Annotated in this window: 6 protein-coding genes and 2 pseudogenes; 5 read left to right on the top strand and 3 right to left on the bottom strand. The window is 55.0% G+C overall.

The window, feature by feature from the left end:
• Nucleotides 1-454: 454 nt before the first annotated feature.
• Nucleotides 455-694 (bottom strand): annotated as a pseudogene (locus BUB78_RS21005) (IS6 family transposase); the annotation flags it as partial.
• Nucleotides 695-920: 226 nt separating this feature from the next.
• Between BUB78_RS21005 and BUB78_RS19290 the strand changes: the two are divergent.
• From BUB78_RS19290 to BUB78_RS19310, 5 genes are all read left to right on the top strand, one after another.
• Complete coding sequence (locus BUB78_RS19290) at nucleotides 921-2,516, top strand: ABC transporter substrate-binding protein (RefSeq protein ID WP_073200965.1); 1,596 nt, start codon at nucleotides 921-923, stop codon at nucleotides 2,514-2,516.
• Nucleotides 2,517-2,595: 79 nt separating this feature from the next.
• Nucleotides 2,596-3,561 carry an ABC transporter permease gene (locus tag BUB78_RS19295; protein WP_073200967.1) on the top strand — a complete coding sequence of 322 codons (966 nt, stop codon included), beginning with the start codon at nucleotides 2,596-2,598 and terminating at the stop codon, nucleotides 3,559-3,561.
• 3 nt (nucleotides 3,562-3,564) lie between these two features.
• A complete protein-coding gene (locus tag BUB78_RS19300; RefSeq protein WP_073200969.1) occupies nucleotides 3,565-4,395 on the top strand; it encodes an ABC transporter permease in 831 nt (276 codons plus the stop codon).
• Nucleotides 4,392-6,029: an ABC transporter ATP-binding protein gene (locus BUB78_RS19305; RefSeq protein ID WP_073200971.1), complete on the top strand. Its 1,638-nt coding sequence runs from the start codon at nucleotides 4,392-4,394 to the stop codon at nucleotides 6,027-6,029. Before BUB78_RS19300 ends, BUB78_RS19305 begins: the two co-directional genes overlap by 4 nt.
• Nucleotides 6,030-6,121: 92 nt before the next feature.
• A complete protein-coding gene (locus BUB78_RS19310) occupies nucleotides 6,122-7,519 on the top strand; it encodes an amidase (protein ID WP_073200973.1) in 1,398 nt (465 codons plus the stop codon).
• A gap of 88 nt (nucleotides 7,520-7,607) precedes the next feature.
• Here BUB78_RS19310 and BUB78_RS21010 read toward each other — a convergent pair.
• A pseudogene (locus BUB78_RS21010) lies at nucleotides 7,608-7,823 on the bottom strand (DDE-type integrase/transposase/recombinase); the annotation flags it as partial.
• Nucleotides 7,824-8,375: 552 nt separating this feature from the next.
• Nucleotides 8,376-11,099 (bottom strand): hypothetical protein, encoded by a 2,724-nt coding sequence (locus BUB78_RS19320; RefSeq protein WP_139279410.1) that lies wholly within the window; start codon nucleotides 11,097-11,099, stop codon nucleotides 8,376-8,378.
• Nucleotides 11,100-11,995 lie beyond the last annotated feature (896 nt).

Consider the following 11,995-nt stretch of genomic DNA (forward strand, 5'->3'; position numbering starts at 1 on the left):
GTCAAAACCGCGCAAACAGGCCGGACACATGACTGCTTCTGACAAATGCACAAATCTGATCAAAAATGTCTTGCTATGCAGGAGCCATCCACACAGGTCATTCGATGCAACGGCTCATTCATTCGTAGCAGGAGCCACTTCTTTTCATAAGAACGTGAGGATTATTTGCAGCCGATGAGGCGAGCTAAGTATCAAAGTAATAAATGCGGTTGCCTGCTTGATCTAGTGAACCCGTACAGGCGCACTGACATGGTCGAAAAGAGACGCGAGATCATGGAGGAGTGGGCCAACTTGGTTCTTGGTCGCGCAACTGCGCCATCCTGACCTGTGCCGCGAATGACGGTCAAGCTCTGCCTTGGCGAAATACGCAGATGACTTCTTAAATATCTCATTGGCTTGCAGAATCCGGCGGTTCTCACGCTCCAGAGCTTAATCCGGTCCCGTTTGATGATTGCCATCGCCATCGGCTGCATTTCATTCCGGCAATCTGCCGTTTCCGGATCTCGGGCGCAAACATCGGACCGAACCTGTGCCACCAGTATCTCACAGCTTCATGGCTCACATCAATGCCGCGCTCATGGAGCAGATCTTCCACATTGCGGAGCGACAAGGGAAACCGCACGTACAGCATCACTGCTAGGCGGATTATCTCACCGCTCGTTTTGAAGTAGCGAAATGGATCAGGTTTGGTCATCTCCACACGCTACAAATACGCCGTGCCCGCCTCAAGCCGGTTTTGGCTGACGATGCGGTTGTCGATGTTGCTGCAGAAATATGCATTTTAGTGGAATTGACTAAAAAATATGCAGATTTTCTAGAGTTGCTTTGTCTCGCGACTTGCAACGTCGGCCTAAGACAGCCAACATTACGCTGAGTAAACAAAAAGACGACAAGACTTTTCTGACCTGGAGGTACTAAAAATGAGCTTACGTAAATGGGCCGCTGCGGCCTTTTGCACCTTGGGATTGGCGCTAGGCGCTGCTCCTGCGGACGCACAGAAAGCGGGGGGTACATTTGTGTATCTCGTACAGCCCGAGCCGCCATCGCTGGCATCCTTTCTGTCGACCTCGGGACCTATCGGTCTGGTGGCACCCAAGATTTACGATGGCCTGTTCGACTATGACAATGATCTGAACATCGTACCCGCGCTCGCTGAAAGCTATGATGTGAGCGAAGACGGCAAGACCGTGACGTTCTCTCTTCGTCATGGTGTGAACTGGCACGATGGCGAACCGTTCACCTCGGCCGATGTGCAATTCACAGTGATGTCTGTTCTCAAAGAAGTGCACCCGCGCGGACCGAACTCGTTCCGTGAAGTTACGTCCATTGACACACCCGATGACTACACCGCGGTTTTCAATCTTGCCAACCCGGCGCCGTATATGTTGCGTGCTCTGTCCGGCTATGAAAGCCCGATGGTCCCCAAGCACCTACTGGACGGCACCGATCTTCGCAGCTCGGATCTTGCGACCAACCCCGTCGGTACCGGTGCCTACAAGTTCGTCGAATGGAAGAAAGGCCAGTATATCCGCCTCGACAAGAACGAAAACTACTGGAAGGCCGGTCTGCCGTACATTGAACGTATCGTAGGCCGGTTTATCCCGGATGCGTCAACCCGTACAGCCGCGATGGAAAACGGTGAAGTGATGTATGGCGCTTATGGTGCCATTCCGAACATTGATGCTGTGCGCCTTCGCGATATGGACGGGTTCTCGGTTACAACCGATGGCTATTCCATGATCAACCCGATGGCGTTGATCGAGTTCAACACAACCAAGGCACCCTTCGATAATCCGGAGATCCGCAAGGCAATCTCGCTTGCGATCGACCGCGAATTCCTGATCCAGAACATCTGGTTCGGATACGGCAAACCTGCGACATCTGCACTGTCGACTAACTTTGCGCCGACAGGTCTGTACAAGGCTGGCCTACCAAACTACCCGGCAAATGCTGATGTTGCTGGTGCAATCGCCATGTTGGACGCGGCTGGTATCACACCTGACGCCAATGGCATCCGTGCAACTGCTGTGCTTGACCTGATCCCTTATGGAGAAGACTGGCGCCGCGCCGGTGAGTACATGAAGCAGGCCATGAGCGAGATCGGGATCTCGCTCGAGATTCGCTACGAAGATGTGCCGACATGGCTGAAGCGGATCTACGCCGATTATGACTTCGAGATGAACATCAACTACTTCTACCAGCTGCCTGACCCGGTGCTGGGCGTTCATCGCCATTACGGTACTGACCAAATCCGCCAGGGTACGCATTTTGTGAATTCCTCTCGGTATTCCAACCCGGCGCTTGATGCCCTGTTGGCTGCCGGTGCGCAGGAAGCTAATGCAACCAAGCGGGCAGAAATCTATGGTGAGGTGCAGGACATTCTCGCCGAGGATATGCCTGTCGCGAACCTTTTCGAGATGCAGTTCCTGACTGTCTATAACGAAAAGCTCAAAGATCATGCGACGTCTGCGCTGGGTGCATACGGCCCGTTCGATCGCGTTTGGCTCGACGAGTGATTTAAACGAGCGCGGCACCGGCCGCTGAGGCCGGTGCCAAGCAAGAAGGAATACCAATTTGTCTCATTTTTCTCGGCGCATGCGGTATGTCGTGAAGCGTCTTCTGCAGGCCATTCCGATCGTTCTGGCCATCGTTGTTCTGAACTTTCTGCTCCTTCAGCTGGCAGAAGGTGATGCCGTCGATGTTCTTGCCGGTGAGGCCGGATCAGCAACGCCCGAATACATGGCCGAACTGCGCGCAAAGTTTGGACTGGACCAGCCGTTGCCGGTGCAACTGGCGGTCTATCTCAAGAACGTCATGGTCTTTGACCTGGGATATTCGTTCCGTCACGAAATGCCGGTCAGTGAGCTTATCCTGGACCGTATGATGCCCACGCTCCTGCTGATGGTCGCAACGATCACGCTTGCGGTGGGTTTTGGTATCCTTCTTGGCCTTGTGGCGGCGATGGGACTGAACACATGGCGCGATACAGCAATTTCCATCTTTGCATTGATCACCTATGCTACGCCGCTTTTCTGGGTCGGGCTGATGATGATCGTTGTATTTGCGCTTAATCTGAAGTGGTTTCCGACCTCTGGTATGGAAAACTTCGCAATGTTTTACGAGGGCTGGGACCGTGTCTGGGACATCGCGCATCATCTGGTTTTACCCGCGATCACGCTCTCTTTATTTTACCTTGCCCTCTATACGCGACTGATGCGTGCTTCGATGCTCGAGCAGGCCGGACAGGACTATGTGACAACCGCGCGCGCGAAAGGTTTGACAGAGAACCGGATTATGTTTGTGCACGTGTTGCGAAACGCCTTGCTACCTGTGGTCACTATGGCCGGTGTACAAGTAGGCGCTTTGATTGGGGGGTCCGTGATTGTTGAATCTGTTTTCGCCTGGCCGGGACTTGGTATGCTTGCCTTCGAGGCACTCTTCTCCCGGGACCTGAACCTTCTGCTTGGGATTTTCCTCCTTTCGGCACTTCTAGTGGTAGCAGTCAATCTCGTGGTCGACATCATCTATTCGTCGCTCGACCCACGCATAGAGGTGAGTTGACACATGACATTCTGGAAGCTCTTTGCCCGAAGCCGCGGGGCTGTTGTGGGCCTCGCTATTCTGGTCCTTATCACATTCATGGCGGTAACCGCCGGGATATTCTTCCCTGACGATCCATTTAGCCTTGCAGGCCAATCCATGTCGCCCCCCGGTGAAAACGGGTTCCTTCTGGGAAGCGACAGCCTGGGCCGCGATGTCGCGTCAGGAATTGCGCATGGCGCGAAAACGTCGCTGCTGATCGGCCTTCTGGCGACACTTGTGGCGGTGTGTGTTGGTATCGTCATGGGGGCACTCGCCGGATATTACGGCGGTATCATAGACGACCTGCTGATGCGCGTGACGGAGATGTTCCAGACGATCCCGTCTTTTATCTTTGCCATCCTGCTGGTTGCTATCATGAAACCCTCGATTGAAAGCATCGTGATTGCTATCGCAGTTGTTTCGTGGCCTGCGGTGGCGCGTCTGGTGCGGGGCGAGTTTCTTTCTTTGCGCAACAGAGAATTCGTGCAGGCGTGCCACACACTTGGCATGTCAGATATTCGCATTATGATGGGCGAAATCCTTCCAAATTGCCTGTCGCCTGTTATCGTTATCGGATCCCTTATGGTGGCGACTGCGATTCTGATCGAAAGTGGGCTGGCTTTTCTGGGTCTGGGTGACCCCAATATCATGAGTTGGGGTTTTCAGATTGGGGCAGGGCGCACGCTTCTGCGTTCTGCCTGGTGGGTTTGTACCTTCCCGGGTATCGCCATCCTTCTGACGGTTCTTGCCATCAATCTGGTCGGCGAAGGCATAAATGATGCCCTGAACCCACGTCTGAGGGAACGTTCATGACTCGCCTGCTGGATATCACCGATCTTCATATCGCCTTGCCCGCCGACAGTCAGCGTCCCTATGCGGTGCAGAAAATGGATCTGCATCTCGAAGCGAACGAGATCCTTTGCGTGGTAGGAGAAAGCGGATCGGGTAAGTCTTTGACGGCACGTGCCGTTATGGGTTTGCTGCCCAAGCCACATGTCCGGATTGCCAAAGGTAGCGTACTTTTCCAAGGTGAGGATCTGACAACAGTCAGTGATGATCGTTTGCGGCAGATACGCGGGTCAGAAATATCGATGATTTTTCAGGAGCCTATGACTGCACTGAACCCGGTCATGACGATCGGAACTCAGATCGATGAGGTCTTCCGATTTCACGACAAGATGCCTGGCAAAGAAAGGCGACGCCGGGCGCTGGAACTGCTGCGGGACGTGCAACTGCCCGACCCCGAGCAAGCCATCAAGGCATATCCGCACGAACTCTCGGGCGGACAACGGCAGCGCGCAATGATCGCAATGGCGCTGGCTCTCGATCCGAAAATCCTGATTGCGGACGAACCGACCACGGCACTGGATGTGACAACTCAGGCGCAGGTTTTGAAGCTGATCAAGGAAATGCAGGCCACGCACGGTACAGGCGTGTTGTTCATCACCCATGATTTCGGCGTTGTCGCCGATATCGCTGATCGGGTGGCTGTGATGCAGAACGGATTGGTTGTTGAGACCGGCACCACCGATGAGGTTCTGCGCAACCCGACACATCCGTACACGCAAGCACTGATCGCCGCGGTGCCGGAACTCACGCCACGCCCCGCACGCGCGCGGTCGCCCGAAATCGTGTTGCGGGTCAACAAACTTGAAAAGACTTACCGCAGTGGTGGTGGGTTGTTTGGTGGCAAAGAGCGGATTGTTCATGCGGCAAATGATGTGACGTTTAATCTTGCGCGTAGCGAGACGCTTGGCATCGTTGGCGAGAGTGGCTCTGGCAAATCCACGGTAGCCCGGTGCATCGTGCGTCTGAATGATGCAGAGGCTGGTGAAATCCTGCTTGGAGATACGGACTTGCGTCCATTGGGCCGCGCAGCAATGCGTCCCTACCGCTCAAAAATCCAGATGGTGTTTCAGGATCCGTTTGCGTCGCTCAACCCGCGCACCCGGATCGGTAAGATCATTGCGCAAGGCCCGATGATGTATGGCGCAAGTGCTGAGGATGCCAAAAAACGGACTTTGGACTTGCTGGATATCGTAGGTCTTGATCCCCGCGCCTACGGCCGTTTCCCGCACGAATTCTCCGGCGGACAAAGGCAGCGGATCGGTATCGCCCGTGCGCTCGCGCTGGAGCCGGATATCCTCGTCGCGGACGAGCCTGTGTCGGCCCTTGATGTATCGATTCAGGCGCAGATCCTGAATCTCCTGGACGAGATTCGAGACCGGATGAACCTGTCCATGATCTTCATTACCCACGATCTTCGTGTGGCAGCGCAGGTTTGTGACAGGATCGCCGTGATGCAGCGTGGAAAGATGATTGAGATCGGACCGACCTCGACGCTTTTTGCATCACCGAAAGAGACCTATACCCGTGAATTGCTTGCAGCTGTTCCTGGAAAAGACTGGTTCCTGAAGGATTCAGACGCAAAGGTTCTTGCCAAATAAATCAGTCATTTGCATGTGTCGCCGATGGCGTGGTGCCGTACTGAGAAGCACCTGAGTATCAAGATGTTGGCATACAAGCGGGGGATGCCCAGATGACCATTGATCCAAATGATCCGTTTCTGTCGCTGACGGATTTGTCTGACGCCTATCGGGTGGGTTCTGTCAAACCAAGCCAAGTGATCCGCGCGCACCTTGACCGTATCGCGCGTGTCGATCCTTTAATCGGCGCGTTTCAGGTGGTGTATGATGAAGATGCCATGATGGCGGCCGAAGCTGCTGATAAGATGTTCGCGTCTGGGAACCGGCTGGGACCGTTTCATGGAATTCCATTCGGGCTGAAGGATATTTGCGACGTGGAAGGCCGTATCACAACCGGCGGCTCCAAGGCGATGGAAGACCGGGTGTCGCGGGTGACTGGCACGCTAGCCCATCGCCTGTTTGCCGCTGGTGGGATCATGCTTGGCAAGACCAAGACGGTCGAATGCGCGCTAGGTGGCTGGGGCACCAACCAGAAGATGGGCACACCGCGCAACCCTTGGGACATGCAGGCGCATCGCGTGCCGGGCGGGTCGTCTTCAGGCACCGCGACGAGTATTGCTGCTGGTATGGCTGTCTGTGGTGTCGGGACGGATACCGGGGGATCGGTGCGCCTTCCTGCGGGGTTCTGCGGGTTGGTGGGTTTGAAGGTGACTGAAAGACGGCTGCCGACTGATGGTATCCTGCCTTTGTCCCAAACGTTGGATTCACCGGGTCCGCTTGCGAGATCGGTTGAGGATACCGCATTGATGTTGCTTGCCATGGACGGTGTCGCAGGATGGTCCGTGGACCAGGACCGGCAAGAGAGTCGGTGTCTTTTTGACAGCCTTCGTGCTGGCGTAAAGGGCCTGCGGCTTGGAGTTCTGGACGCGCAGGAACGCGCCGAATGTACTTCAGATGTGATCGAAGGGTATGATGCGGCGCTGGGCGTTTTACGGAATTTGGGTGCCGAATTGGTGCCGTTCTCAGCGTCTAAACCCTATGCTGAACTGACTGCCGCCTGTGGAGCTCTTATCGCCGCAGAGGGATATTACCACCATGGCCATCTCTACGACCAAAGCGATTTGCCCATGGATGAGGATGTGCGCTCCCGTATGCTTGGCGGGCGGGACATGTCCGCTTCAAACTACATGCGTTTGTTGTCCGACCGTGAGGAGGCCCGGGACATCTACATCAGCCTGATGCGTGGACTGGATGCGGTGCTGACCCCAACAATGACAACGACGGCATTGCGGCTGGAAGAAGTAGATCAGGCGGTGTCCCCCGGCCATTTCACGCGCCCTGTGAACTACGTTGGCATGTGTGCCCTGTCCGTACCCACTGGTGTATCTGATGCGGGCTTGCCGACGAGCTTGCAGGTGATTGGCCGCCCCAATGACGAAGTCATGACCCTCCGGATTGGCGCTGCCTACGAGGCCGTTCGCGATCCGCTCTCCTATCCGGTTCTGACCTGACGCCAGATGGGGGTGCTGGCAGACTAATTCGAACCAGTCGCCACAAGGACAGCGACAGTGTCCATTATGTCGCGCAGAGACCGCGCCACTAGGCAAGAGCAGTGGCGCGGTTGAGTTTGAATTTGTGTAGTGAGTGAACGGTTCTTTCCGAATTCTAATGATTGTAGACGGAAGCGTGAACGGTTGCGAATTTCTGCAAACTTCGCATACGCCGGAACCGCTGCATTGCCCTCTCTCGTCGTCGGAACGGCAAGTGCGAATTCTCTGCCCTGTTGTTCAGAAAGCCGCCCGTTTCATGCCTGTCACGTGGCACGCTAAGCTTCGAGAATTTGTTTTCAAACGACCCACCAATGAAGTCCGGGCTCTGCGCCAGGGATTGGATGGGCTGAACAAGTAGGATGCAGCTCGCAATGTTTCTTGCCGATCATGGTGTGGGTTTGGATGGGCATACATTCGTCCCTGAGACCTTTCGTGATTGGCTTAAGTCCTAAGGGTCAGTTCCACCATAACAAGATGTGTCTATCGTGCGCAGTTGGCGCTTTTTGCTCGCCTCCGACCTGCAAGCATCGCCTACAGGAACCACCCGAACTTTGGTAAGTTCTGATCCCCTGGCAAGGAATGGCTCAACATCCCGGGACCCACGGACAAAGAACTCCATTAACTAAGCGAAGTCCTAGAAAATTTGCAGGGATGCGATGGGGATGCATTCTGGCGCCGCAGATGGAGACCTTAACTTTCCCATACACACGCTATTGGGCAAAAACCTCTGGCCTCGTTGGCCCTTTTCAATCGAAAAGCCGCAACAGGGCACACCTTACGGGCCGAATCCTTACCTGACCGTGACCTGATTACCCCCTCAGAGATCCTGCCGCGCGCCGCGCAGTTTGCGCATCAGCACGCTTATGACCATCGTTGCGGAGACAGCTATGATTACGCCAAAGATCACCGAACTTAAAAAGTGCGCGCCGAGCAGAAGAAAGACGATATAGGCGAGACCTAGCCAAGGCAGCGCCAGCACCAAACGGAAGAAGTGGAGATGCAGGCCCTTGTTCTCCCCTGGGCCAAGCATAACGCGGTCGTAGTCGTGCCCCTTCCCGTCTTCCCGCAAGGGGGCATCGCCAAAGCTGTAGCGGTTCCTATAAATCATGTCGAAAAGCCTTGAGATCACCGCGCGATTGCCGAAATAGGCTGAGTGAGATGCGCCCGGGTCGGGTGCGTGAAGATTGGCTACATGGAAATTGTCTACCCGATTGAGCAGCCCTCGGCGTCCGACGGGCGAATGCAGAGGACCGCTTATGATATCGGCTTGATCCCAGAAATTGACCCAGTGGATGTGAGGCTTGCGGTTCTTGGCAAAGGGAGCCTCACTGATGTCGCCCCGTAACGTATCGACTATGCGCAAATAGCGATGAAACGCGCTTCTGGTGCTTTCGAAAAAATAGTTGATCTTGTCGATCGGGCTCGCAATCGTCACGAAATGGCGGATCTTTTCCAACGGCACTGGCCCGCTGATCGGGTTCGCGGGATTGCGCGCGCGGTTGTTTCGCGCGAGGGTGAGCAACGTGTCATGCGCGACGCTGGTGCCAAGGCTGTGGCTGATCACAACGACACGTTCGCAGCGAGGATCCAGTAACACATGTGTCGCGATCCGGGTCGCCTCGTCTAGAACGCGACGCCTTCGGATATGTTTCTCGTCGGTCTCCTCATAGGTGACCCAAGCTTCGACATCACCCATATAGTTGGTCAAGAACTTTCCCAGACCGAAAGCGATGAGCAAGTTGACCAAAAGGCCCGAGGCCGCGGAAACTGAAGGGTGAAAATTGTCACGCAGGTATTCAGCAAAGGGTAGCTTGCTTTCGGTGAGGAATGAGAGTCCGGAGACGAGTTGCATGACCGACAGGATCGACCAGATCAACAAACCGCCAGTCAAAACCATGGCCAGCAGGATCGTCATGAGGAAGAAAAGATTTCGCGCCTCGGTCAAGATGTAGGCGCGGTGCCAGGCCTGCGCCAGTGCTATCAGGCGCTTTGTGGTTTCGGGACGTTTGGTATATTTCGTTCCAATGAAGGACAGGAACTGCTCGAAGCTTCCTTCTGGAAAATCGCGCTTGACGTCGAGGCGCTCGAAGTCAGAGTAAAGACGCAAAAGTTTATCAAAATCCTCCGCTCGCGTATTTCCTGGCCACTTCAACTCGTTCTCATACAATTCGGCCAAAGTGGAGCGGCGCAGGCGATGGCGTTCTCGCCAAGGGCTGAAGCGGGTTTGCAAAGGGCGCTTTGCCTGTCGAAGAATCCACTTTATCACCGAACCGGGAGAGCCCATTCCCGCCATCACCGGCGCCCAGTAGATCTCGTAGTATCGGGTTTCTGGCGACACCCACTCTTCATGCTCGTTGGGGTTTGCATGAAGCGTCCGGACATAGGTTACGTCGTCACCTTTCGACGCCCGACACAGCTCTAGCCGCGGTTTGATCTTTGCAAGGTATCCAAGCTTTTCTCCACGCTGGCGAAAGGAATTGGACAGGTAGGTATCAATGGCATCGATCAGGCGGCTGACCTCTTCAAAGCGGCGCTGATTGCCCATGCCGTGCACATAAAGCACAGCCGTATAGCCTGAACCGATCGCTTCATCTACCTCAGGTTGTTCATCGGCTTGTGTGCTCGCCATGCCGGTCCTCCTTCTGCTTCGCACAAGCAATGGATACACGCTATCCACTTCCGGTATGAGGACGATCTTGCCATCCCTGTCTGCTCGGATTGTGCCGGATGTTGATGTGGCAGACGTGATTTTCGGCACATATCGCAGCCGTGCAATTGGACGGGTGCCCTTCGGCAGCTTGCGGTATTCCTCTTCATGCGCGGCGGATTGATATTCGAGTTCGATCTCGAACGGGAGCAGATAAGCGGGGTGTTTCACATCCGGCTCTGCCAGAATATCGGGCCGTTTTTTCTTCGATTTCGGCAAAATGCCCGAAATCGCATCCAGCACTCGTTTGATCTCCGGTGACTTCTTGATCTGCATTCCAGCATGGCTCGCGGCACCGGATTTCAGATGCTTCAGATAAAGGGGCAGAATGCGCTGCAGGGACCGAAGCAGCGAGTCAAACATCGAGGGAGTGATCTTGTCCCCAAACAGCACGTCCCATTGTTTTGCAAGGTCGTGCTTGGTAATTCCCTGTTTGCGGCTTGCCCGCCCACCCAAGGCAATATCGTGCTTCGTTTTGAGAGGCCGGGTGTGAAGCTCAGCCAAAATTGCAGCGACGCCTTTTAATATCCGTCGCGGATCTGGCTGCGGTCCGCCCTGTCTCTTCATTCCAGGATGCCCCTCCAAGAGAAGCCAGCGCCCTAACACAATCAGTTCCGCCTGCGCTTTCAACGCACCATCAGCCTTGATTGCATCCGAGAGATCAACCGGCGCGTTTTTATCTGCATCAGTCCGCCGCCGTGCCACTAGGGTGTTGAGCCGCAGAATGAAGCTCTCATCATCCGGTGCATCAGCGAGCACGCCAATCTCAAACAGCTTCGATGCCGCCGTCAGTGTTTTTTCACGATATTGGTGAACCGCAGTTAAGCTGGACATGAGAAACCGCTCCATTGAGAAAACATCGTCTGATTACGAGCACCTAGAGGCCTCGGCAAGTTGCCTTGTGCAAAAAGCAGACGCCACGAGCCGTTCTCGGCGTCAGGAAGAGCAGTGCAAGGTGGTGGGTGCCGAGAAAAGGTGAAGTTACGGGCATGCGCTCTTGCACTTCTGGACCTCACCGCACATCCTACGCGAGAAAAGTCAGGGGTAGTAATGAGCAAAGATGACTGATGAGAGCGCAGCGGCAGGCGCGGGAGGGGTAGTTGGTTCTCACGCGGCTCGCTAACGACAATCATCGGCATGCGATCATGGGTCGGTGCACCAATGTCATTCGCGGCACAGGTCAGGATGGCGCAGTTGCGCGGCCAAGAACGAAGTTTGCCCAATCCTCCATGATCTCACGTCTCTTCTCGACCATGTCAGTGCGCCTGTAAGCACGCTCCACGTTGCCGCCCACCGTGTGTGCGAGCCCCATCTCGGCAATGTCACGGGGATAACCTTTAGGTTCTACCTGCTAGCATCCCATACAGGAACAACCAGGACTTTGGTAAGTTCTGATCCTCGGGCGAGGAATGGCCGAACATCTCGGGACCCACCGACGAAGATTTCTATGAACTGAGCGAAGTCCTAGGAAAACTTCATGGATAAGATGGGGATGGCTTACGGCGCCGCGACTGTCCGGGCATTCAAAGCTCCCATACCTCCGCAACTAAACTTTAATGTCACCTCAATTGATCACCTAAAGCCGCCGGTTACGCAGCGATAGCATTCTGGAACACCCCGAGGTCCGTTGCGCACGTCCGAGCGCCTTGATCGGGGCAAAAAACTCCGACATCATTCAATGGCAGTCGTTTTTCCTGAGGAATATCGGCTATTGTTGCGTGAACCCAAGG

It is taken from the genome of Roseovarius marisflavi (genome assembly GCF_900142625.1).
Classification (GTDB): Bacteria; Pseudomonadota; Alphaproteobacteria; order Rhodobacterales; family Rhodobacteraceae; genus Roseovarius; species Roseovarius marisflavi.